Below are 24,503 nucleotides of genomic sequence, written 5' to 3' on the forward strand. Positions count from 1 at the left end.
GGTCTACCGCTTCCCGGCCTTACCGCCGCTCTTGCCGTCGGCCACCAGCTTCTCCTGCTGGACGTCCACCGGTTGTTCCTGCTCCTGGTCGGCCTGGTGGCCATCCAGAGTCTGGCCCTTGTGGGTCACGAAGGTCTTGGCGAACTCGTCCACGGCCTTGTCCAGGGCCTTTTCGGTATCGTCAGTGAAGTCCTCCGTGTCGCGGATGGTCTTCAGGATGTCCGTGTTGTGATCCAGATAGTCCAGAAGTCCGGACTCGAAGGGCAACACGTCCTCCAGATCCAGATCATCCAGCTTGCCGTGGGTGCCGATCCAGACGGAAACAACCTGCTTCTCCATGGAGTAGGGCGTGAACTGGGGCTGCTTGAGCAGCTCGGTCAGCCTGGCTCCACGGGTCAGCTGGGCCTTGGAGGCTGCATCCAGATCCGAGGCGAACATGGCGAAGGACTGGAGCGAACGATACTGGGCCAGGGAAATCTTCAGAGTCGAGGAGACCTTCTTCAGAGCCTTGGTCTGGGCGGCACCACCCACTCGGGAGACGGAGATGCCCACATCGACGGCAGGACGCTGGTTGGCATTGAAGAGGTCGGACTGAAGGAATATCTGACCGTCGGTGATGGAGATCACGTTGGTCGGAATGTAGGCCGAGACGTCATTGGCCTTGGTCTCGATGATGGGCAGACCGGTCATGGACCCGCCACCCAGATCATCAGAGAGCTTCGCGCACCGCTCCAGCAGACGCGAATGCAGGTAGAAGACGTCGCCAGGATAGGCCTCACGCCCCGGCGGACGACGTAGCAGCAGGGAAATGGACCGGTAGGCCTCGGCCTGCTTGCTCAGGTCGTCAAAGACGATCAGGACGTGCTTGCCGCCGTACATCCAGTGCTGGCCGATGGCCGAACCGGTGTAGGGGGCTATGTACTTGAAGCCTGCGGAGTCGGAAGCCGGGGAGGCCACGATGGTGGTGTACTCCATGGCGCCGGCCTCTTCCAGGGAGGAACGGACCGAAGCGATGGTGGTGCCCTTCTGGCCGATGGCCACGTAGATGCACCGCACCTGCTTCTTGGGGTCTCCGGACTCCCAGTTGCGCTTCTGGTTGATGATGGTGTCGATGGCGATAGCCGTCTTGCCGGTCTGCCGGTCACCGATGATCAGCTGACGCTGACCGCGGCCGATGGGAGTCATGGCATCGATGGCCTTGATACCAGTGGCCAGGGGCTCGTCGACGGGATGCCTGTGCATGACATCGGGAGCCTGCGCCTCCAGGATTCTGCGGCCCTCGCTCTTGATTTCACCCAAGCCGTCGATGGGTTCGCCCAGGGGGTTGACTGTACGCCCCAGATAACCGTCGCCGACGGGCACCGAAAGCACCTCGCCGGTCCTGTGGACTTCCTGGCCCTCTTCGACACCTGCGAAGTCGCCCAGGATGACCACGCCGATCTCTCGGGCGTCCAGGTTGAAGGCCAGTCCCAGCGTGCCGTCCTCGAAGGTCAGCAGCTCGTTGGCCATGCAACCAGGCAGTCCCTCCACATGCGCAATGCCGTCACCGGCCGTACGGACATAGCCCACCTCCTGGGTGGGGGTGTCCGTCGGCTTGTAGGACTCGACGAACTGGTCGAGCGCCTTGCGCACCACGGCGGGATCAATGGTCATTTCTGCCATGATCACTCCTTATTTCTGTTCTTGTTCAAGTCTGTCGGTTCTCCGCTCATCCTGCCACGGCCATGCGCCGCTTCAGGTGCTTCAATTGCGTAGCCACCGTGCCGTCTGTAGAGACCGATCCATACTGGACCTTCATACCGCCCAGGACCGAGGGATCGACCACCGAGTTGATGTGGACCGGTTTACCAAGCTTGCGCCCGTAGACCTCCTGCAGGCGGCTGACCTGCTGGTCATTCATGGAGACCGCCGTGGTGACGGTGACCATGATCTGATCCATATGCTCAGAGAAGCGATCCACCAACCAAACGATGGTGTCAGGGAAGCGCCGTCCGCGCAGATCGATGGTGGCGTTCAGGGCCATCTGCTCGGTAACCGGATGCATATGCTGCCCATCCAGGAGCGCTCTGAGCAGGTCGGCTCGCGCCTTGGAATCACTGTACTCGTCGGAGAGCCGGAAGAGCACCAAAGGCATCCCGAGCAGGGCCGAATGGATCTCAGCCAGCTCGCCGGCCACCTGGTTGGTAATGCCCAGAGCATCGGCGTAATAAGCAGTGGCGTCCACCGACATGTCCTCGGCCGCGTTGGCAATGTGCACCACACGGCTCCACTGATGATCAGTCAGGTCATGGAGGATATCCACGGTCAGAGGATCAGCCTTGTCGGCCAGGATGGTGTCGATCACGCGCCACTTGTCCTCAGCCGGACGGGAGGGGTCGGTCAGCGCACGCTCCAGGGGTCTGTTGGCATCAAGCAGGGTCACGAAGGTATAGAGCTCCATGGCCACGCGGAGGGCATCCTCTCCCTTGCTCTTGAGCAAGGGGGCATACTTGGCCCTGGTCTCCTTGTCGGAGCTCAGCGAAGTCTCTCCTCGCATGTCACCTCCCCTTTCGTGGAATCAACGTTCCCATCGTCCGCCAATCAGTCATCATGCCTGCCGCTTGTCCGAGGACTGTCCACCCTGGTCCGCGATGATCGAGTCGATCATGGAGGACTGCACGGCATCATCCTGAAGCTGCGAACCCAGGATTTTGCCGGCAAGAGCCGTAGCCAGCGTGCCCACCTCGCCCTTGAGCGAGACCAGCGCCTGCTGCTGTTGGGACTTGAGGGATCGCTGAGCGTTCTCGGTGATCTGGTTGGCCTCGGTTTCTGCCCGGGTCCTGGCATCCGCCACGATCCTGGAGGCCTCGGCGCGGGCGTCGTCACGAATCTGGGACGCCTCAACACGAGCCTTGCCCAGTTGGTCCTGATACTGCTTGCGGGCCTGATCCGCCTCTTCACGAGCCTTGGCGGCCTTTTGAATATTGCCCTCGATCTTGGCCGAGCGCTCATCGAAAATGGCCTGGAACTTGGGCATGAAGAACTTGTAGAAGAAGACGGCCAGGATGACCAGGATGACCAGCGACCACACAATGTCATAGAGCTGGGGAATGAATAGCTGGATCCCCTTGCCTGCCGCTAGAGCGTACATTGGCTCCTCCTTTCCCTTATCGAAGCCGGATCATGCAGGAATCGCACGGCTCAGGCGATGAAGAGCGCCACGAAGCCCAGCAGGGCCAGCACCTCGATCAGAGCCAGACCGATGAACATGGTGGTCCGCAGCTGCCCGCTGATCTCAGGCTGGCGAGCCATGCTCTCGACGGTCTTGCCGACGGCAATGCCCAGACCCAGTGCGGGGCCGAGAGCTGCGATGCCGTATCCCAGGATGCTCAGATTGCCAGAGACCTCAGCAAGTGTGATGATGTCCATTTATTTTCCTTTCCTCCACCGTTGCCGGTTCTTGGATTGTGGTTCGGCCCCGACCCCCGTCTACCGGACGGAACCGACGAATATGTGGGCTGCGACCGCCTGAAGCGCCGACCGCGGCTGTTCTTTTCGCTCAACCTTCTTCAGGGTAACTCATGGAGATGTAGACCGTGGTCAGGATGGCGAAGATGTATGCCTGAAGGGCCGCAACGAAGATTTCAAAGGCCGTCAGGGCGAAGCCCAGAACGAACCAACCTACGCCAGCGAAGGCCAAGAGCTTGTTGCTGGCCTCGATGATGTAGAACTGGGTGAAGGCCAGGCTGACCGCCACCAGCAGATGGCCGGCGATCATGTTGGCAAAGAGTCGAATGGTCAGAGAGGCCGGCTTGACGATGACCATCTCCAGCAGTTGGATGGGCGTCAGAATGATGTAGAGAGGCCAAGGCACTCCAGCCGGGAAGAGCTCAGACTTGAAGTAGCCCCAGACGCCCTGCTCACGGAAGCCCGTCACCATGTACTGGCAGAAAGTCCAGATGGCAAAGACCAAGGGCATGGTGATGGTCGCTGTTGCCGCGATGTTCATGCCCGGTATGATGCCGCAGAGGTTGAAGACCAAGATGGTCAGGAAGATGGTCGTGATCATGGGCACGTAGCGCTTGCCCCGAATCTCGCCCAGGGTGTCGTAGACGACCGAGTCGCGGATGAACTCGATGACCCACTCAATAGCTCCTTGCCAGCGGGAGGGGATCAGTTTGGCCCTTGCGGCAGTGATTCCCAGCACCAGAAGGATGATGACCATGGCCACAAACCTGATCAGGATGATCCGGTTCATAGCGAAGGGCGTTCCCTGGAAAAGAATCTCAGGAGGCAGGAAATCTTCAATGGTGGGTAGCTCGCTCGGCTTGGCCATGGCCAGACTGAAAGCTTCACTTCCCATTGCCTCTAGCATCTATCGCCTCCTGAACGACACAGTGAACACTATAGCGCGTATGCGACTCATGGCTGCACCGTATGGGTAGTGTAGCCCACACCAAGAGCCACGGTAACCACAGATTCATCTAGTGTGTCACAGATAGTGGCCGCAGGTCGAATCCGAACCGCGGCGTGGACAGGTTGATGACGAATGTAATGCAATCGTCATCAACTCTTAACAGCGCCCGGAATGAGCCCATACCCGTCACCCGCTAGGGGCCGATATCCGTCCACGCGTGGGCATCCGGGAGCGTGTCTGATGGATCGGTCGGTACCCAGTCGGCCCGCCGCTCGCAGGGTCGGCACCTGGTTCAGGTCGTAGGGGGTGGTCTCGTAGACCCAGTTCAGCCAGTTTCGCCAGAGCAGGTTGGCATGGGCACGCCAGGAGAAGACCGGCTCCAATGTCGGATCGTCGTGAGGATAGTAGTTGACCGGGAAAGGCACCTGATCCAGGCCCTTGGCCATATCGCGTTGGTACTCGTGGGCCAGAGTGTCACGGTCGTATTCCCAGTGGCCCAGCACGAAGATCTCCGAGAAATCCTGGGTGCTGATAAGCCCGGGCCCGGACTGTGGACCCCAAGTCAGCACCTGCAGATCAGGACAGGCCCGCACTTGGTCCTCGTCCATCCCGGCCCAGCGGGAGTGGGGCTGTAGGGCAATTTCGTCGAAACCATTAGTGATGAAGCAGTACTCATCCTGCAGATACTGGGGAAAGACCCCGAAGACCTTGCGATCCAGGTTGCGCTTGGCGATGCCGTGGCGGTAGTAGAGCCCGGCCATGGCCCCCCAGCACAGATACATAGTAGAGAAGACGTGGGTAGACGCCCAGTCCAGAATGCGGGTCAGTTCCTTCCAGTAGTCGACCTGCTCGAAGTCCATCTGCTCCACCGGGGCGCCCGTCACGACCAGACCGTCATAACAGTTGTCCTTGAAGGAATCCAGATTCTCGTAGAACTTGACCAGGTGATCCATGCTGGTGTGCACTGCCTGATGGGTGGAAGTCTTCATGAAGTCGATCTCCACCTGGAGCGGCGACTTGGAGATCAGCCGCAGCAGCTGGGTCTCGGTCTCCACCTTGGTAGGCATCAGGTTGAGGATGACCAGCTTGAGCGGACGCATCTCCTGGCGCTCCGCCTCGTGACTTTCCAGGGCGAAGATGCGCTCCGAATCCAGGATGGATCTGGCCGGCAATCCGGTGGGGATGGTGATAGGCATGACTCCATTATGGCCCAGCGCAGGCCTGCCCACACACGGACTTGACAAGTGCGCTGGAATCCGTAACATAGATAACTGCTGTGTTGAACAGCCGACGCGGGGTGGAGCAGTTCGGTAGCTCGCTGGGCTCATAACCCAGAGGTCTCAGGTTCAAATCCTGACCCCGCTACCAGTAAGGCTCGGAATCGTTTAGATTCCGAGCCTTTATTGATCTATTTTGTTTTTTCTATCTCAGCGTACTTGAGGCATATCGGAACACTGGCCAATAAGGTGCAGTCAGATACAGGTGGACGGCCCAACCGCAAAATCAGAGAAAGCCCTCTATGCCCATCCCTCCACATGAATGCACCGTTCACATTCTTAGTCTCCTATGGATTTGGATTTCTTTACTTCGTCGAATTTGGCCTTCATGGTCTCATTATTTCTGGTCAATCTTCGTATGGTTACGTCCTGTGCCTTGTTGTTGGCCAGACGAAGCTGGTTCTCGGAACCTAGCAGAGCGTCCTTGATCTTGTTCAGGTGGTTGATAGATTTGTCAATCTCCTCTACCGCGTTTTTGAACTTTTTTGAGGCGATTTCGTAGTTACGACCAAAAGCATTCTTGAAAGAGTCCAACTCTTCCTCGAAATGAGTTATATCGATGTTCTGTTCCCTCACCTCTTCAAGTTCATTCTTGTATTGCAGAGAGTTTTTGGCAGCATCCCGGAGCAGAGTGATTATCGGAATGAAGAACTGTGGACGGATGACATACATTTTCGGGTAGCGATAGGAGACGTCCACGATACCCGTGTTGTACAGGTCGCTGTCAGGCTCCAACAGGGAGACCATGATGGCGTATTCGCAGTCCTTCTCTCGCCTGTCCTTGTTGAGCTCCTTGAAAAAGTCCTCGTTCTTATGCTTGGTGGAGGTGGTGTCCGTCTCATTCTTCATCTCGAACATGATGGACACGATCTCCGTGCCGGAATCATCCTTGTCACGGAAGATGAAGTCGCCCTTGCTGCCCGTCCTGGCATCGTTGTCCTTCTCGAAGTAGGCATTGGGGAAGGCCGTCGACCGCAGCTTGTTGAACTCGATCTGGCAATGCTGCTCAAGCGTCTCCCCCACCATCTTGGTGGACAGCTTCGCCTTCAGATCACGCAGCCGCTCAATCTGCTCGTCACGATCCTGGATCTGAACCTCATAACGCTCCTTGAGCGACTTGGCCTCGATCTCGCTCTGCAGCTCAGCCTTGTCAAGGTTGCTCTTCAGCTCCGCTATCTCGGAATCCTTGTCCGCGACGACCTCCTGCAGCTGCGACTTCAGCTGCTCCTTGGAAAGCTTCTCCTCCGACTCCTTCTCGAGCCGCAGCCTCTCAAGCCTACCCTTGAAATCATCACGCTCCTTCTCCACCGGACCCAGAGCCTGAGCAAGCTCCTGCTTCTTCTGCAACTCAAAGGCATCCAACTGATTCTGCAATTTGACGATCTCGGCATCTTTATCCGCAGCTGCCTTCTGTAGCTCGCTCTTCGAATTGGCCTCTGCCAGATCAAGCGCCTGCTGCTTCTCCGACTCGGCCTTGTCCAGCTTGGCGCTCAGATCGTCTTTCTCCTTTTCGACCTTCCTCAAGGCTTCCGAAACGGCCAGCTCCTTGGCAGCCTGCTCGGATTCCAGCTTTGCCTGCAAGTCCTGTATCTGGGCATCCTTTGCGCTCTTGGTCTTCTGTAGCGTCTGCTCGGCCTGCGCCTGATCCAGCTCACGAATCTTGCTGTTCTCGCGTTCAGCCTGCTCAAGCCGTTCATGAAGCTGTCTGTCAAAATCCTTGTCACGAACCTGCTTCAGAATATCGGCATATCCGGCTTCGTCGATGGTGAATGCTGTTCCGCATTTGGGGCAAATAATCTCGGGCATATGCAAACCCTTTCTATACGAACCTGTGTTTAAAACTACCTTTGCTCAAAGCAGTCTGCGCTGAAAACTGAGTACCTACGATACGTAATGAAAACTATATTTGATCTACTTCGATGCCGTCATAATGATTCAATAATCATGGGCCAGGTGATAATCTTGCGGATCGCACCACAGGCCCGGCGATAGTTTCCCGCCTGCCTTGCAGCCTCGAAAGCTGCTGCTACGATCGGCTCTTCAACGCCAACCGCCTCGGCAATCCACAGCAACGACGCAGCGTTCTCTAATTTGTTATAACAATTCTTTGCACTGTTATTTGGCTTCTGCCGGGAATAGGCGCCCGATCCATGGGTCGTATTGTCTGCAAACCACTGCACCATATGCTGTTTTTCTGTTCTTGCATGCGTATCCGGCGAATTGTTTACCTCACTAAGATACCTATCGGAATACGGATAATGCGAGCGCTTGAAACGCAACAAATGCGAAAAAGCAACGCAGCTCATATCATTTCTGCTTGTCACGTGAACCCTCTTCATTAAAGGTTAACTTCAACTTTTACGTTAATTGTATCAGCGGAAAATAATGACATATCCAGTTGGCAATTAGCCTGACCGCATTGCTCGCAACGCATCCATTTACTAAAGAACAAAACACGGAGATGACGTACATCAATAAACATCAGACGTACCCTGTCATGGCGGTTATATAAAGTACCGATTTACCAATGACAAGACTCGGGACTTCTAGATTAAGAACTGACTGACTCCAAATCACTCACGGGAAATAACGCCACCAGTATCGACACATTCTGCGGAACTGAACACAGAAGCCGGGCATGCCATAAAAGTCTCATGTCTTTGACAAAGAGCGATAAGAAGACAATGCACCTTTACAAATATTACTGTTAGATCCATAAGCCAAAGAAGTAGACTTCCACCGACTTGAACTTGCTAGCATGATTGCATCTGCACCAAGGAAGGCCAAGGGGGCTTAAATGCAGTACACACAACTGGGCGAAACGGATATCAACATATCGAAGATCTGCGTGGGATGTATGAGCTTCGGCAAGCCAGGCACCATGCACGACTGGACACTGGATGAGGAAGGGACCGACGCGGTCGTTGCGCACGCGCTGGACCTGGGCATCACCTTCTTCGATACAGCAAACGGCTACTCGGCCGGGACCAGTGAGGAATATCTGGGAAAGGCGCTGAGAAAGCATACAAGCCGCGACCGGGTGGTCATCGCCTCCAAGGTCTACTTCAACGAGGGACGGCTTTCTTCCAAGGCCATCCATCGCGAGATCGATGGGACGCTCAAGCGACTGGGCACCGACTACCTGGACCTCTACATCATCCACAGGTTCGACTATGAAACGCCAATCGAGGAGACCATGGAAGCGCTCAACGATCTGGTCCAGGCCGGCAAGGTGCGAGCGCTGGGTGCCTCGGCCATGTACGCAAGCCAGTTTCAGGACATGCAGAAAGTCGCCCATGACAACGGCTGGACCCCCTTCAGCGCCATGGAGAACCATTACAACCTGCTCTACCGGGAGGATGAGAAGGACCTGATACCCTTCTGCAGAAAGACGGACGTCTCGCTCATGCCCTACAGCCCTCTGGCCGCTGGCCATCTGACACGGCCCACCTGGACCGCTGACACCCTTCGTAGCGCCACCGATAAGGTCTCGCGCGGCAAGTACGACCGGGCCGAAGACAACGACTTGGCCATCATTGACCGCGTGCAGAAAGTGGCAGAGCGGCACAACGTACCTATGGCCCGGGTAGCCATTGCCTGGCAGTGGGCCAAAGGCGTAGCCTCGCCAATCATCGGCGCCACAAAGGCCCGGCACCTTGACGATGCCGCAGCTGCGCTAGATTTGGAACTTACACCTGAGGAGATCTCCTCCATGGAGGAGCCCTATCTGCCTCATGAAACCGTGGGAGCCATTGACAGCAATCCACCCCAGGGCGTGGTGCTGCTGGACGCGGAGGAGAATTAACGCAATCCCTTCCCCCTAGTCTGGATCATAGTTGCGTTGGATCTAATGACTTATGGTTTACTGCCAAATCATGTTTTTACTTCTGTGTCAGACTAGGGGAACAGCTTAAGGACAAGTCCTCCTGGACTCAGATCGGTCTATAGTCCGTCAGAACCCCCCGCATCCTCTAGATCCGCTGAATCATTTGAATTTTCGCTAATTTCTAGAACAGTCAGAGCATCAGAGGTCTCAACATCTTCAGAATCTACCGGCGTATTCAACGTTTCTGACGTCTGCGGATTCCCGGATGTCTGCGAATTGACCATGTCTAAATCCAGTACCTTTTTATAGTCACGATCCGCATCAGACTGTGAATAGCCAAAGTGAGCCTCATCCATAACGGAAATAAGGTGCATGCCCATAGGGCGCATAGTCGTCCAGGTAATCCCTCCCGACACCACTCCACCAATTATCGGCACAGCCTTGGAAACCCCTTTGGCAAAGACGTTTTTAGTCATTTTTACGGACATAGTCTTGGCTACCGATTTGACGATCGGATAGATCACTCCCTTTGTCAAGGCCTTCTGTGGCAGACGCTTCAAAGCGGATTTCCCCAGTTGCGTGGAGATCAAACGCACCGCCGAACTGGCACCAGCAGCGCCAAGCATGACACCGAGGTATAAAAGCAATTGATTCCCTATCAACTCATCATCTGGTAGGGCACCTTCCCAGAAATCCTCCTCTCCATACAGATAGGCGATCTCTTGGGCTGTTATAAAAGCAAAAGCGTAGAACTGGGCCGCATCTGTTGGAATTGTGGCAACCATGGTAATCCCTCCCGGCACTCCAGCCAAGAAAGATGCGCCAGTGGATTGTCCTGTTCTTTTCAGCACGATTTGCCGTGCCATCTTATAAAGAACCTTCCGATCGCAGCCGGCGGCCACCGGCCCCTTCTTTACTATGTCATCAATGACCTGCCGTGGAGCGTTGGCGAACTGCTCGCGCAGAAACCGCTCACGATTCACTTTCATCCCCGGAATTCGCACGGCCTGATTCAGCACCGCCATCAAGGCTTTCCCTCCATTTTTAGAGCCTTCGGTGTTTTCCTTCGCCATTGCTAATCCTCTCCGCCGCCATCCTTGGCTGATATTTCATGCAACCAATGGTATCCAAGAAACCAGACGATCACATTCATAACCGCTCTGATAACGTGCGTGATCAGGAGGGACATCAACGCTGAAGATTAGCTGCAAGATGCAGAAAACTATCGTTTGCACGCAGCCGCAGCACTCAAACATGAAGCTGACAATCCATCAAGCAGCCGCCTGACTCAGTCATTGGTCATTGGATGCTTTAATACCAACAGCATGATCATTTGTTCAGTCAAACTTTCACTTGGCCCATTACTAACTTCTCAGGACGGGAATAACCTAAACTTCGCAGATATCTGGAAATGGTCAAAATAACTAAAATTCGCCTGGCGGACTGATGGCAAATCCACCTTGCATCCGGAACTGGTCGATATTTGCGCCGACTAGACCTGCTGCCCTGCGTCCGGTCGCGGCCGCCCCTGGTCTGCCGATCGGCCTAATGCGACCAATCGATAGACCAGGATACGTATGCCGAGTCTCCGTACTCGTTCCAGGGTCACTGTCTCTTATGATTTTTGGCGGACACCTGCCTAACTAACTGGAAGATGAGAAGCCCAGTCATGACCGTTGCAACAGCGAGGGACAGGGGAAGCACCACCGCAGATCCAGTCTTAGGCAGCGCGACTTTCAGAGCGTTCCAATCATCACTGTTGGATTCGACAGATCGATCGGCACAGAACCGGCGACCATCGACTACCACTCCGTGCGAATCCGCTCGCCCAGATGCCTTTTGGCCATTCTCCAGTTGAGGCAGAGAGGCCTGATCCTGCACTGGACAGGGTACCAGAGGACTGCCTACCACCCGAGCCCTGTCGGTGTGCATACCTGATATGCCCGTCACTGTGGCATGCACGTCTACAGACTGGCCAGGTCGGAGCATCAGGGTCGACCAGTTGTCGGGATAGCGGATCCCGGTCACCCGTCCCTGACCGGCGACCGTCTGATCCTCCAAATGGAGTTGCCGGGCGGGGAAGATGGCTCCGGTCCCATCGCTGGGATCGCGAGGAGAATCATTGGTGATTCGGAAGACAATGGCGACATCTTCATGAGTCCTGAGAGCCTGCTCTGGCTGATCCCGATCACCCTTGGGCATGCCGCCTGCCTTATCAAATTTTTCGATATGCAGAGCCGGAGTCATATCGGGCGTTCTGGTCCAGACTGTGTTGGAGACCAGGGTCTTGTTCTGATAGAACTCAGTGAATCGATTCTCATGACGTTCCACGTTCTTCAGCCGCCTGCATTGCAGGTAGGCCCTCCAGCCGACCGGGCGGTCGCCTGAAGCACTAACCAGAGCCAGATATCGCGATGTGGCCTCTACTTTGACCAGACCTGCAGGATCTGCGGTCATCGTAAACAAGGGATCGCCATGGATATCTGCAGACATATCCGAACCGGCCATGATTTGTCCATGATGAATCAGGATGTGCCCGTTCTCGTAAAGGTCTTGGGTTGCGTAGACAGCCCAATGGCCAGTGAATCGATCCACCGTGGGGTCCAGCCGATCCTCAATCCGCCAGGTTTTCACTTGCGGGTAAGCCCTTCCGGCCGGCAGCAGACTGGAGTCCAGACGATAGAGGAAGAGCCGATCGCGGTAGATGCTGCCGCCATGTGCGCTTTTCCCGCCCACGGCGACCACCACATCCTTGGCGGGATTGAGCAACTTGACCGGATTGGTAACCACGTTGGTCGCTTTATGCAGGTCGTTGACGATCTGGGTCGCTTGGTTGCGTACTACATAACCTGATTCTGCGCGGATGACCGTGTAAGGCAGGACCACATCGTAGGTGCGCCCGAGCAGTCCTTGGTCAATAGCCGGCTCTCTGAGGGGATTATGACCGCGGGCAGCAGCATAGGCAGCCAGATCGGCAGGCTGGGGATCCCCTTTGAGTGTGACGCCGGTGGCAGGAACATAGGTATCCACGGTTTTGGCGAAGACCAGGACTACACCGTTTTCCACCTGGATATTGAAAGCCTTGGTGTAATCGCGGCCGTCGGAACCCAAAACCTCGATATGTTTGGAATTGATATCCAGATGGCGAGCGTCGTAGGCATCCGTCATACCCAGCCGCCAGACCGGATAGGCGGTGTCTTTGCGACGGGCGTCCAGACTGATCCGGTAGGCCCCTCGGTCGCCCACAAAAAGCACCTTGCCGTCGATGCTGATGCCCGAATCATGCGCACCGACATCGCTCTTTGAGGGATGGAAGCCGGCCGGCGGATTGCTCACCTGGTTGGAGGGGGTCAACGAGTTGTTCAGCGTCAGTACCCACTGATTGTCTACACGATGATCCGTTGGAGCCTTGGGATCAACCCTGCCTTCAAAACGCAGGCGGATCCTGGGATTGCCCCCGGCACGCCACTGGCTGATCCGGGCGGGGTCGGTGATGGTCACCCGAAGGCTGTGCTCCTTGTCCTTCCACTTTGTGGCGTATCCGGTCTTGGCGATGACGTCGCCGCTCTGCAGATCAGTCACTTCAAGAGTCTGCTTATCGGGCAAAAACCAGCGATCGTAGACATCCGTCAGGATGATTGATTTGACAGGATAGGCCAGATTGTCGGGCAGGCTGGGCTGGGTATCCAGCTGATACTCCAGCCGCTGACCAGGAAAGACCACCTTGCCGTCAACACTTGCCTGCTCCCCGCCTTGGCCGGCCTCCGAGATGACATCCTTGCGCACCGGAGGCAGGTATCCGCAGATGCCCGGCTTGTTGGTCTGTACGCTCTGCGTGTTGACAGTCTGGGAACCCGAGTTGGTCAGCGCCGCGCCCTGGCTGCCATGGCCGTTCGGGGCCTTGCAGAAAGTCAGTTCCTGGTCAGGTGTTCCGCCCAGATCCTTGCGAACCTTGGATGCACCACCACCGTTGGCAAAGCGAACCGTAAAGGGAACCAGCATGGTGACCTGCCTAGGATCCTCCATCCCCTTGAGACCCTTCAGCCATCCACTTTTGGACTGTGCCCGCGCCCGAGTGCCGGTCACGCTGATCTCGAAACGGTCGGTCACATCCCTGCCCTTGTCCACAATGTCCTGGATGCTGCTTCGGCGGTAGTGCCCATCTGCATCCGCCTTGGCCTCGACCTCGAAGATGCGAATAGCCCGAGCGCCATCCTGATCAACCAGATAGTCGGCAGCGCTCCAGTCGTCAGTCAGGGCAAAAACCTTAGGAGCCTCAATCAGATGGGCTTCAACAGTGGCGTTGACCACCGACCCCACTCTGTCGCCGTCCAGAAAGGCATGTCCATCTGCACCGGTTTTGTTGGTCCACTGAGGGTCAATGACTGCTTTCCAGAGCCCAGCAGCAGGATCGCGCAAAATCCAGGATTTGTCGGGTTTGGGCTTCCATGTAGGAGTGCGGCGTTCAGGGGTCGACTGATCAACCTGACGGACGGTGCCCTTCCAGCGGACTTTTCCACAGTCCAGGATGACCCCAATATCCGGCTGCTCGACAGTCACATCCAGCTGCCATACCCATTGATGCTCCTCAGGCAGAGTCCCGCCCTTCCAGGTGGCTGTAGCCCTATTGCCGGGCGGTCTGCTTCCATCGGCCGTGTTGAAAGCGAATTTGCTGGTCAGATCCTCGCCGCTGGTCAGGTCTTTGACCTTCTGCCCGCTGACACGGTACTGCTTACCTTGGGGATCAAAGACATCGCTGAAGGTCAACTCGCGACCGCCCCGACCGGTTCCAGTCTCGATGCGGGTGCGATTGGTCATTCCATCCGCGCTGGTGCCAGGATCCACTTTCTTGTCGGGTGGATTCGGCGGCAGATCGGCCGGTTTTGGCTCATAGTCATTGAGCATGAAGACCACCAGGGAGATGCTGTGCTCGTTGCCGGCGTACATGTCAGCGAATTTGTCCAGGTTGTCTCCGGGTTGATCCCAAAAAGGTTCGCCGGTCCGATAGGTCACCCCACGGTTGCTGAAGGTGCGGTTGGCCACCTGGTTTCGCCAGTTGTCCATCCATATGCTGTGGATGGCCATGCTCACCCCATCGAAGACCCGCTGAGAGCCGCGGTAGCCCGTGACCACACCCACGCCGGTCACCCGGCAGTGGCTTTGTCCGGATTCGTCGGCATGGGCCTCGTTAAAGCGTGCCTGGCAGTTGCCGTTGGCCTCATCCAGAGCCTGGCGTTTGACCCGAGCAGTGGTGGCATTGCCGCCATCTACAATCCCCATTTTGGAGAAGGCCCTGTCGATGCTGCCCATCTCATAGCCACCGAAGGAGCCTTGGTCGTCATCCTTGTAGGTCCAGCCCTGCCAAAACCGGCCATTGCCTTCAGCACCGCCGCCCGAATGCCCTGATCCACCGCCGGCCATGGCGGGGGCCGCCGGGCCTACAAGGGTCACCAATGCAGCCAAGGCCGCCAGCAGACCCGTCCATCTGCGCTTGTTCATACTTGTCCTCACTCTTCGCCCACCCCATGAATCGAGTATGAGCGGCCGCCGAGCAGGCGTGAGCGTCAGCGAAGCACTGTGGTCGAATGTGCCCCGGGACGGTTATGCTGTGTATGAGACATTCCTATGCCGTCCAGACCGAAAAGGAGACAGGACAATGGCAGAGACATTCGACGTGTTGGTCGAGATTCCTCGGGGCTCCCGCAACAAGTATGAGATGGACCACGACAGCGGCCACATCAGGCTGGACCGCACCCTCTTCACCTCCATGGGCTACCCCGACGACTACGGCTACATCGACGGCACCCTGGGCGAGGACGGCGATCCCCTGGATGCCCTGGTCATGATTCCCGATTCGGTCTTCCCGGGCTGCATCGTCGAATGCCGCGCCGTGGGTCTCTACCACATGGTCGACGAGGCTGGCGGGGACGACAAGGTCCTCTGCGTTCCCGCTGACGTCCGCTACGATGCCATCAAAGACATCGACGACGTCTCCGACTTCCACAAGCAGGAGATCAAGCACTTCTTCGAGCAGTACAAGGCCCTGGAGCCAGGCAAGGAGGTCATGCCCGGCGACTACTGGACCAACGCGGAGGCCGCCGAGACCCAGATCAAGGCTGCACGCCAGCGCCTGGCCGAACAGCACTGACTTCCAGGGCCGACTAGCGGTCACAACCACCCCGGCAAGGGCCCAATCGAGCGCCTGAACCGGGGTTTTGCATGCCCAAATCCTCCCAAAACACGTCTGGCCGTCTACGATTGCCAATTGCGGGTGCGCGCGCAAGGGCAGGAGCGGCTATGACTTTCTATACGTACCAATATCTCAAGGGTGGGCAGACCAACTGGACCATGATCAGGATCATCGTGGTCGTCGTTCTGGCCCTGGCCTTTCTCTTCTTCCTGTTCATGTACTCCCGCCACCGTTGGAACCATAAGTACAAGGATCTGTCCATCATCCTGGCCACCCTGCTTCTGCTGGCGGCGGCCATCCAGTACAGCGACTACACCAATCTGCGCACAGCCAGCCTGCAGAGCGGTCAGCTTACCACGGTCATCGACAAGTCCGCCGCCAAACTCAAGGTCAAGCCTGAGCAAATCAGTATCAACGACACCTCGCGCAACAACGACATGATCATCAAGACCCCCAAGGGCTACTACACCCTGGTATTCAACAGCTCCGGCTCCGAGTTCCTGCTGCAGCGCGCCGACCTGTACCACCCAGACATCACCGTGATCGGAGAGTGACCCATGGATATCAATTTCTACGTCAACGTGGCCCTGAAGCTGATCGTCGGACTGCTCTTCATCACCCTGCTCATCAATGTGACCGGCAAGGGAAACCTAGCGCCCACCTCGCCCATGGACCAGCTGCAGAACTACGTCCTGGGCGGTATCATCGGCGGGGTCATCTACAGCGACAGCATCTCCATGGCCCAGTACATCGTCATCCTGCTGATATGGGCGGCGCTGATCCTCATCACCCGATACGCCAAGACCCATATCCACGCAGTGGGCAAGTACATTGACGGCGAACCGGTCACCATCATCAAGAACGGCAAACTGCTGGTCCAGAACTGCCTCAAGGTCAACCTGACAGCCAAGGAGGTGGACTTCAAGCTGCGCACCAAGGGCATCAACGACATCCGCGATGTCAAACGGGGTATTGTCGAGCAGAACGGCAGCCTGACCATCATCTCCGAGGGCGACAAGGACGTGCGCTATCCGGTGGTCATGGACGGACGGGTCAATCCCGACGTGCTGGATACCATGGGACGGGACGAGGACTGGCTCAACGAGCAACTGGCCAAACAGGGCATAGACAAGGTCAGCGATGTATACATGGCCCGCTTCCAGAACGGCGAGTTCTACGCCGTCACCTACCAGGATCAGTAGCGCCGTCCATGCGGCAGGGGGCAGTCTGACTGTGACCATGGCTCATTAAACGGCCGATGCGATAGCCTGTCATGCTTGATTATCACAGCGCTGACAAGTAAAATCTATGTCCATATTGTTATGGCGTAGCATGTGAACGGCATTCAACGAATTCAAAGCCGATTCCAATCGGCAGTTCCGCGCTGGACGCTCCCGAGGCGTAGGCGGGTTTGAGGAGACCTGGTCGAGGCCCATCCCACCAGGGATGAACCCTTTCAAGGAATGCCGTGTTCTTGAGATTGTTGTTTATCGCTTTAGGTGTATCTTCTGATGCCTTCGCCGTCTCCATCAGCAAGGGGCTGTCCGTGGACCGACTGCGGGCGCGCCATCATTGGCTGGTCGGACTTTGGTTCGGCGGATTCCAAACTCTGCTGCCCCTGCTGGGTTACTTCGCCGCTTCCATGCTGCAGGGCTCCCTGGCCGCTGTGGATCACTGGATTGTCTTCGGCATCCTTTCAGCCATCGGGGTCAACATGATCCGAGAGGGCGTCTACGGCAAGGAGGAGGGAGCGGACGGCGAGGAGAATTTCTCCTGGCGGCAGATGCTTCCTGCGGCCATCGCCACCAGCATCGACTCATTCGGAGTGGGCGCGGGCCTGGCCCTGCTGGACATCAACATCTGGCTGTCCGCACTGGTCATCGGGCTGGTGACGGCCGCCGCCTCCATTCTGGGGCTGCGCATCGGATACGCGGTCGGGTCCCGCTGGCGCAAGCCTGCCAGAATCGCCGGCGGCATTATTCTGATCGTTATGGGCATCCAGATCCTTCTGGATCACCTGATGAATACCTGACTCAGAACGTCGTCTGCAAGACCATGACGGACAGGGCCACGATGGATCCGGCCAAAAGAACCGACATCAGCGCCAGCCCAACGGCCCCACGCCGATCAGCTGCCTCCTGGGCCCAGCGATAGCCCGAGGTCATGAGCCCGACCAGCAGCAGCAAGGCCACAAGCACCACCAGGATCAGCATCAGGTCAGGTCGCAGGCCTCTGATCAGCTCTGGCAGGAAGACCCACCCCGAGGCAGCGACGGCGGTCACCCCGCCCATGGCGGTTGCAGAAATGCCCCGAATGACCATCCGCCTGTCCCGACGCAGCATCTGCCGAACAAACATGAACACGGCCAGGAGGGCCAGCAGGAATGCCGCAGTCGACAGCCAGGCCCAGAGGGCACCAGGCCCCTGTACGACCAGGGCCGGCACCAGAGCAACCAAGGTCAGCAGGCCGGACATGGCTCGGTCAGGACCGGATCGGATGCCTTTACCCACCAGGGGCCAAGAGGCTAACAGGGCCGATGCCAGTACCAAAACCAGAACGGCCTGCACCCATCGAGCGACCCGAGGCTCGGCCAGCAAGCCCGTCGCCACGCCCGGCAGAATCAGGGCCGCCAGGGCCATCAGCTGCGTCAGGGCGGGCGCGCGCCCATCCCGGGTTTCTTTTACGGTCTGCGCCATGGATCCTCCTGCCTGTCCCCGTCGGGGAGCCATACGTCACATCCTAGGGCAAGGCCATCCTGTGAACTCGGAGCCCCTGTGACGGGCCGATTGTACAATGATGACGACTGTTCAACGAATCCACCGCTATGGACGAACGGACAGGGAAGAAGGTACCCCCGTGACGGATCTGACCCTGATGACCTGCGCCGAGGACCCGGCATCGGTTCTGCCCGCCTTGGCCCTGCTCTCCCATCGAGTGCGCGTCCTGCCCCTGGATGCCGCATCCCTGGTAAGAATGCCCGAGGATACCGTGCTGCTGATCGACGCCAGCGACGACCTGGCCGAGGCCAAGACCCTCTGCAACCTGACCCGAGCCTCGGGCCTGTCCACACCCATCATCCTGATTCTGAGCGAGGGTGGCTTCACCGTGGTCAATGCCAGCTGGGGTGTAGCTGATGTGATCATTCAGTCCGCATCACCCGCCGAGGTCGAGGCCCGGTTGCGCTTGGTCTGTCAGCGCGTGACACCGACACGCAAGCCGGATGCCCAGCCGGAAGAGGCGGAGGATCAGGTACCCACTGGCCAGGTCCGCTCGGGTGACCTGGTTGTGGACACCGAAAGCTACACGGCCCGAATCCACGGCCGTCCCATCAACCTGGCCTACAAGGAATTCGAGTTGCTCAAATACCTGGTTCAGCATCCAGGCAGGGTCTTCACCAGGGCACAGCTCCTCCAGGAGGTCTGGGGCTATGACTACTACGGCGGCACCAGAACGGTGGATGTACACGTGCGGCGGCTCAGGGCCAAGCTGGGCAGCGAGTACGAGCACCTGATCGGCACGGTCCGCAATGTGGGATACCGGTTCGACCCGCCCTCATCGGGAAGAACGGCCCAGGCTCCCAAGGCCACGACAGATGCAGGAAGCGAACCGGATACCGCCGAGCAAAATGACAGCCAGTCCGAACAATCCAAAAATGCCAAGAAGAAGAAAACCGATCATAGTGACTGATGCATCATCCAATCGAAAGCACCACCAAGGCAGGGAGAGCAAAGCCCAGCGCCTGACCCGCATGCACGAGGAATACCGCATCCTCTGCCAAGTCTTTCCCGAGGCGGTCTGCGCCCTGCACTTCCGCAACCCCTTCGAACTGCTGGTGGCCACGGTCCTGAGCGCCCAGACCACCGACAAGCGGGTCAATTCGGTGACCCCCGAACTCTTCGAGCGCTACCCCGACCCTGCAACCATGGCCCAGGCCCAGCCGGCCGAGCTGGAGGCCATCATCCATCCGGTAGGCTTCTACCACGCCAAGGCCCGCCACCTGCTGGGGCTCTCCCTGATGCTGACCGAGGATTACGGCGGAAAGGTCCCTGAGACCATGGAGGAGCTGACCAGCCTACCTGGCGTGGGGCGCAAGACCGCCAACGTGGTCCTAGGCAATGCCTTCAACATTCCTGGATTCCCTGTGGACACCCACGTCACCCGGGTCACCGGCCGCCTGCGTTGGCGGACCGACTGGCGCAGCACCCATCCCGATCCGGTGAAGATCGAGCATGAGATCTGCGACTGCTTCCCGCCCGAGGACTGGACCAATCTATCGCACAGGCTGATCCTCCACGGCCGGGCCACCTGCCACGCCCGCAAGCCTGACTGCCTGCACTGCCCACTGGCCGAGACATGTCCCAGCGCCGAGCTCCTGGCCGGACCGGCCTCTCGATAGAATCAAAACCATGGCAAGCGGCAGACACAGACGAATCAGCTCCGGAATCATCTTCATCCTGGTACTGGCGGTCCTGACCGCGGGCACCTACATGGCCTGGCCGTTGTTGACTGGCCGGGGAGGCTGGCGGTTGCCCTGGAACCTTGGAGGTTCGGGCCAGGTAGTGCACATCCGGGCCCGGCAGGCCCCCGTCTCCTTGGACATCCGTACCGAGCCCGGCCGGGCCACGGACCAGGCCCTGATAGGCAACGTCTACCAGACCCTGACCAGGCCCGACGCCCAAGGTCGACCGACTCCTGGACTGGCCCAGAACTGGGAGATCTCCGCCGATGGGCTGCTCTACACCTTTCATCTGCGCAATGATGCCCGCTTCGCCGACGGACGCCAGCTGACCTCAGAGGATGCCCTCTGGTCCCTGCGGCAGATCCTCGATCATCAGCATCAGGGCCATCAGGACCTGGATGACCTGGCCAGGGTCACCAACCCGGATGATGCCACCCTGGTGATCAGACTGAAGAGCCCGGATGCCCATCTGCTGACCGCTCTGAGCGGTCGGGCCGGTATTGTCTACGATCGCCAGGCCCGCGTCAACTACTCCACCCAATCGGCCGGATCAGGCCCATATCAAGTGGATGACTGGCAGCCGGGAGCCAGCCTGACCCTGACCACCAACAAGTCCTACCGGGGCCCGGACAAGGCCGCCATCCACAAGGTCATCTTCAGCTATGCCGGCAGCCCCGAGCAGACCGTCAAAGATCTGAACCAGGGACGTCTGGACGCTGTAGTGGACATGGATCCGGCTACCGCCAAGCAAGCTGGCAAGGCTCCGACAGCAACACCCAGCACAAACAATGTGGTCCTGGCTTTCAACAACGAGGCATCCAGCCTGCTGTCCGACCAACATGTGCGCGAAGCCGTTCGCTACGCCCTGGACCGCCAGGCGCTGGCCGATCTGGAAGGCGGCGCAGCCAAGGCGCTGGGTGGACCACTCAACCCGCTCAGCCCAGGCTATGATCCCGGTCTGCAGGCCTTCCCATTCGACCGTGTCCAAGCGGCTCGTCGAGCCTCCTACTATGCCCAGTCCTACTATCACGGCGGCCTGCGCCTGGTCTATCCCCAGGAATTCGGCAGCCAGGTGGGCGATCTGATCAGCACGCAGCTGAAGGCGGTGGGCATCCCCACCCAGGTCTCCATGGTGGATCAGGCTGTATTCCGCGACCAGGTGCTCACCCGTCACGACTACGACATGGCCCTGCTGATCATGGACAATGACGAGATCGGCCGTTTCGCCGACCCCAACGCCACCATGCTCTTCGACAACACCGAGGTCCAGGAATCCTGGAAGCAGGTCAAGGCCAGCACCGACCAGAACACCTATGCCGAGCGGCTGCGGGCTTTCGCCCGACAGGTCAGCGACCTCTCCCCCAGCGACTGGCTTTATGAGCGCACACCCTTGGTCCTGAGCGCTCCCCGACTCCAGGGTATGCCCAGCTCGCTGTTGGACCGCTACCTGCCCCTGTGGAACCTGCATATCAAGGGTTGAGGAGACCGGGACCCCTTGTCACCATTCGTCCATAAAATGCTGGTATGTCTGCTGAACACCAAGGAATCGTCAATGCCCATCTGACCCCCCTGCCTGACAGGGTGGGCGTGGATGGCCTGGAGGAAAAGTGGTGCCGCGACTGGGATGAGTCCGGCGTCTACCGCTTCCGCAACACCCGCGAGCGCTCCGGCGTCTACTCCATCGATACCCCGCCGCCCACGGTTTCGGGGCATTTGCATGTGGGACACGTCTTCTCATACACCCATACCGACGTGATCGCCCGGTTCAAGCGGATGCAGGGCTACGATGTCTTTTACCCCATGGGCTGGGACGACAACGGCCTGCCCACCGAGCGGCGGGTCCAGAACTATTACGGGGTTCGCGTGGACACCTCGCTCAAGTACGATCCGGACTTCAAGCCCCCCTTCCACGGAACCAAGGGCAAGAAAATCAGCGCCAAGGATCAGGTGCCCGTCTCCCGTCAGAACTTCATCGAACTGTGCGAGGAACTGACCGCCGAGGACGAGAAGCTCTTCGAGCAGCTCTGGCGGTCGCTGGGCCTGTCGGTGGACTGGTCGCAGACCTACCACACCATCGGCGAACATCCCCGCCGGGTGGCGCAGAAGGCCTTCCTTCGGAATCTGGCCCGGGGCGAGGCCTACCAGAAGGAGGCCCCCGGACTCTGGGACGTGACCTTCCAGACCGCCGTGGCCCAGGCCGAGCTGGAGTCGCGCGAGTATGACGGCTTCTATCACCGCGTGGCCTTCCGGTTCGCGGACGGCACGCCGATATACATCGAGACCACCAGGCCTGAGCTGTTGGCAGCCTGCGGTGCCCTGATCGCCCACCCGGACGACAAGCGCTACCAGAAGTACTTCGGGCAGAAGGTCTACTCCCCCCTGTTCAAGGTGGAGGTGCCCATCCTGGCCCATCCCGCCGCCGAGATGGACAAGGGCGCCGGCATCGCCATGTGCTGCACTTTCGGCGACGTGACCGACGTGCAGTGGTGGCGGGATCTGAACCTGCCCACCAGGTCCATCATTCAGCGCAACGGACGAATCGTCATGGACGTGCCAGATTGGATCACTGATGAAGGCGGACGGCGCATCTTCGAACAGACCGAAGGCAAGACCACCTTCTCAGCCCGCAAGATCATCGTCGACGCTCTGCGCGAGTCCGGCGACCTGGACGGCGAGCCCAAGCCCACCAAGCGCATGACCAACTTCTACGAGAAGGGCGACAAGCCCCTGGAGATCGTCACCTCCCGCCAATGGTACCTGCGCAACGGCGGCACCGATCAGAAACTGAACCAGGAGCTGCTGGAGCGAGGCAAGGAACTCAACTTCCACCCGGACTTCATGCGGGTGCGCTACAACAACTGGGTCGAAGGACTGAACGGCGACTGGCTGATCTCCCGCCAGCGCTTCTTCGGCGTTCCCTTCCCCCTCTGGTACCCGGTCAAGGAGAACGGCGAGACCGACTACGCCCATCCCATCACCCCGGCCGAGGACAGGCTCCCCATCGATCCCAGCAGCGATGTGCCCGAGGGCTTCGAGGAATCCCAGCGCGACCAGCCCGGCGGCTTCACGGCCGAGAAGGACATCATGGACACCTGGGCCACCAGCTCCCTGACACCCCAGATCGTGACCCACTGGGCCGAGCCGGGCGAGCAGGACCAGGCCCTCTTCAAGGCCACCTTCCCCATGGATCTGCGCCCCCAGGGCCAGGACATCATCCGCACCTGGCTCTTCAGCTCAATGGACCGTGCCCATTTGGAAAACGGCTGCCTGCCCTGGAGTGACACCACCCTGTCGGGGTGGATCCTGGATCCGGACCACAAAAAGATGAGCAAGTCCAAGGGCAATGTGGTGGTGCCGGACGAGCCAATCAAAAAGTATGGCGCCGACGCTGTGCGCTATTGGGCATCCTGCGCCCGGCTGGGCCTGGACGCCACCTACGATGAGGGGCAGATGAAGATTGGCCGCCGCCTGGCTGTCAAGCTCCTTAACGCTGTCAAGTTCGCCCTGGCCATCGGGCGGGAGGATGAGAATCATAAGGTCACCCAGGCAGCGGAGGCCACCTGGAACCCTGCTGATGTCACGGTTCCGCTGGACCGGGCGGTCCTGGCCGGCCTTGCTCAGGTGATCGACCAGGCCACCAAGGCTCTGGAATCCTACGAGCACTCCAAGGCCCTGGAGGTCACTGAGTCCTTCTTCTGGGACTTCTGCGACAACTACATCGAGCTGGCCAAGAACCGGGCCTACGGAACTGCTGATGCCACTGGCAGGACCCCTGATGAGGCCCAGGTGCTCAGTGCCCGCACGACCCTGGGACTGGTCCTGGACGCTCTCGACCGTCTCCTGGCCCCCTTCCTGCCCTTCGCCACCGAGGAAGCCTGGCAGTGGATGCACCAGGGAGACGGATCGGTGCACCGGGCCTCCTGGCCACGCCCAGAATCCTACCGGGCAGCTGCCCAGGGCCAGGATCCGGCTCTATTGGCCTGGGCAGGCACGGCCTTGGCCTCACTGCGACGGATCAAGTCCGAGGCCAAGGTCTCCATGAAGACCCCCATCCTCTCTGCCTCCTTGAGTGTGGCACCGGAGGGTCTGGAAGCCGTCAAGGCCGCCCTGGACGACATAGCCGAAGCGGGCAGGGTCACCGGAGATCTAAATCTGGTCGAGGAGACCACGCAGCCCGAGACCAAGGGAGCCGGCGAGGATGAAGCGGGCATCCGAGTAACAGCCAGCCAGCTGGGCGAGCCCCCGGCCAAGAAGCCTCGCAAGTAGGCTCCACACAATTCCCCAATACAACCGAGGCGGTTCAGCCATAAGCACCGCCTCGGTTTTCTTATCCGTGTCACTGGTGACAACGACAA

At 58.7% G+C, this 24,503-nt stretch carries 20 protein-coding genes and 1 tRNA gene; 10 read left to right on the forward strand and 11 right to left on the reverse strand.

The genetic code is table 11. The features are described from left to right. Positions 1-3: 3 nt before the first annotated feature. The 6 genes from atpA to LPC22_RS02905 all read right to left on the reverse strand — a co-directional run bounded on the left by atpA (position 4) and on the right by LPC22_RS02905 (position 5,592). On the reverse strand, positions 4-1,662 hold the full coding sequence (gene atpA / locus LPC22_RS02880) for a F0F1 ATP synthase subunit alpha (protein WP_121915022.1): 1,659 nt from the start codon (positions 1,660-1,662) through the stop codon (positions 4-6). A gap of 46 nt (positions 1,663-1,708) precedes the next feature. Next, positions 1,709-2,536, reverse strand: a complete 828-nt coding sequence (locus tag LPC22_RS02885; protein ID WP_229131924.1) for a F0F1 ATP synthase subunit delta — start codon at positions 2,534-2,536, stop codon at positions 1,709-1,711. A 51-nt stretch (positions 2,537-2,587) separates the two neighbouring features. Next, positions 2,588-3,130 (reverse strand): F0F1 ATP synthase subunit B, encoded by a 543-nt coding sequence (locus LPC22_RS02890; RefSeq protein ID WP_024626881.1) that lies wholly within the window; start codon positions 3,128-3,130, stop codon positions 2,588-2,590. Positions 3,131-3,180: 50 nt separating this feature from the next. After that, positions 3,181-3,408 carry an ATP synthase F0 subunit C gene (gene atpE, locus LPC22_RS02895; RefSeq protein WP_015022486.1) on the reverse strand — a complete coding sequence of 76 codons (228 nt, stop codon included), beginning with the start codon at positions 3,406-3,408 and terminating at the stop codon, positions 3,181-3,183. Between the two features lie 130 nt (positions 3,409-3,538). Beyond that, positions 3,539-4,354 carry a F0F1 ATP synthase subunit A gene (atpB, locus tag LPC22_RS02900; protein WP_024626882.1) on the reverse strand — a complete coding sequence of 272 codons (816 nt, stop codon included), beginning with the start codon at positions 4,352-4,354 and terminating at the stop codon, positions 3,539-3,541. A 191-nt stretch (positions 4,355-4,545) separates the two neighbouring features. After that, positions 4,546-5,592, reverse strand: a complete 1,047-nt coding sequence (locus LPC22_RS02905; protein ID WP_229131925.1) for a homoserine O-succinyltransferase — start codon at positions 5,590-5,592, stop codon at positions 4,546-4,548. Between the two features lie 95 nt (positions 5,593-5,687). Between LPC22_RS02905 and LPC22_RS02910 the strand changes: the two genes are divergently transcribed. After that, a tRNA-Met gene (locus LPC22_RS02910) sits at positions 5,688-5,764 on the forward strand. A 188-nt stretch (positions 5,765-5,952) separates the two neighbouring features. Here LPC22_RS02910 and LPC22_RS02915 read toward each other — a convergent pair. After that, entirely contained in the window at positions 5,953-7,479 is a 1,527-nt protein-coding gene (locus LPC22_RS02915; protein WP_229131926.1) for a DUF2130 domain-containing protein, read from the reverse strand. Positions 7,480-7,598: 119 nt separating this feature from the next. After that, positions 7,599-7,979: a hypothetical protein gene (locus tag LPC22_RS02920; protein WP_229131927.1), complete on the reverse strand. Its 381-nt coding sequence runs from the start codon at positions 7,977-7,979 to the stop codon at positions 7,599-7,601. Positions 7,980-8,470: 491 nt separating this feature from the next. Between LPC22_RS02920 and LPC22_RS02925 the strand changes: the two genes are divergently transcribed. After that, positions 8,471-9,478: an aldo/keto reductase gene (locus tag LPC22_RS02925; protein ID WP_229131928.1), complete on the forward strand. Its 1,008-nt coding sequence runs from the start codon at positions 8,471-8,473 to the stop codon at positions 9,476-9,478. Between the two features lie 137 nt (positions 9,479-9,615). On the opposite strand, the gene LPC22_RS02930 is transcribed toward LPC22_RS02925, so the two are convergent. Together LPC22_RS02930 and LPC22_RS02935 are read right to left on the reverse strand one after the other, a co-directional pair. Further along, entirely contained in the window at positions 9,616-10,572 is a 957-nt protein-coding gene (locus LPC22_RS02930) for a hypothetical protein (RefSeq protein WP_024626888.1), read from the reverse strand. A 532-nt stretch (positions 10,573-11,104) separates the two neighbouring features. Beyond that, positions 11,105-14,998 (reverse strand): LPXTG cell wall anchor domain-containing protein, encoded by a 3,894-nt coding sequence (locus LPC22_RS02935; protein WP_229131929.1) that lies wholly within the window; start codon positions 14,996-14,998, stop codon positions 11,105-11,107. Positions 14,999-15,155: 157 nt separating this feature from the next. Between LPC22_RS02935 and LPC22_RS02940 the strand changes: the two genes are divergently transcribed. From LPC22_RS02940 to LPC22_RS02955, 4 genes are all read left to right on the forward strand, one after another. Then, positions 15,156-15,647, forward strand: a complete 492-nt coding sequence (locus LPC22_RS02940) for an inorganic diphosphatase (protein ID WP_024626890.1) — start codon at positions 15,156-15,158, stop codon at positions 15,645-15,647. Between the two features lie 149 nt (positions 15,648-15,796). Next, positions 15,797-16,243, forward strand: a complete 447-nt coding sequence (locus LPC22_RS02945; RefSeq protein ID WP_121915011.1) for a DUF3290 family protein — start codon at positions 15,797-15,799, stop codon at positions 16,241-16,243. A 3-nt stretch (positions 16,244-16,246) separates the two neighbouring features. Further along, positions 16,247-16,891, forward strand: coding sequence for a DUF421 domain-containing protein (locus LPC22_RS02950; protein ID WP_024626892.1), 645 nt, complete (start codon positions 16,247-16,249; stop codon positions 16,889-16,891). Between the two features lie 266 nt (positions 16,892-17,157). Further along, positions 17,158-17,721, forward strand: coding sequence for a manganese efflux pump MntP (locus LPC22_RS02955; protein WP_229131930.1), 564 nt, complete (start codon positions 17,158-17,160; stop codon positions 17,719-17,721). Between the two features lies 1 nt (position 17,722). On the opposite strand, the gene LPC22_RS02960 is transcribed toward LPC22_RS02955, so the two are convergent. Beyond that, positions 17,723-18,385, reverse strand: a complete 663-nt coding sequence (locus LPC22_RS02960) for a hypothetical protein (protein WP_229131931.1) — start codon at positions 18,383-18,385, stop codon at positions 17,723-17,725. 160 nt (positions 18,386-18,545) lie between these two features. Here LPC22_RS02960 and LPC22_RS02965 point away from each other — a divergent pair, with 160 nt between their 5' ends. The 4 genes from LPC22_RS02965 to valS all read left to right on the forward strand — a co-directional run bounded on the left by LPC22_RS02965 (position 18,546) and on the right by valS (position 24,414). Further along, on the forward strand, positions 18,546-19,376 hold the full coding sequence (locus tag LPC22_RS02965) for a winged helix-turn-helix transcriptional regulator (protein ID WP_229131932.1): 831 nt from the start codon (positions 18,546-18,548) through the stop codon (positions 19,374-19,376). Positions 19,377-19,437: 61 nt separating this feature from the next. Then, positions 19,438-20,085 carry an endonuclease III gene (gene nth, locus LPC22_RS02970; RefSeq protein WP_229132318.1) on the forward strand — a complete coding sequence of 216 codons (648 nt, stop codon included), beginning with the start codon at positions 19,438-19,440 and terminating at the stop codon, positions 20,083-20,085. A 10-nt stretch (positions 20,086-20,095) separates the two neighbouring features. Then, a complete protein-coding gene (locus LPC22_RS02975; RefSeq protein WP_229131933.1) occupies positions 20,096-21,628 on the forward strand; it encodes an ABC transporter substrate-binding protein in 1,533 nt (510 codons plus the stop codon). Between the two features lie 44 nt (positions 21,629-21,672). Further along, positions 21,673-24,414, forward strand: a complete 2,742-nt coding sequence (valS, locus tag LPC22_RS02980) for a valine--tRNA ligase (RefSeq protein ID WP_229131934.1) — start codon at positions 21,673-21,675, stop codon at positions 24,412-24,414. The last annotated feature ends 89 nt before the right edge of the window (positions 24,415-24,503 follow it).

The sequence above is a fragment of the Bifidobacterium mizhiense genome, from assembly GCF_020884755.1.
GTDB lineage: Bacteria > Actinomycetota > Actinomycetes > Actinomycetales > Bifidobacteriaceae > Bombiscardovia > Bombiscardovia mizhiensis.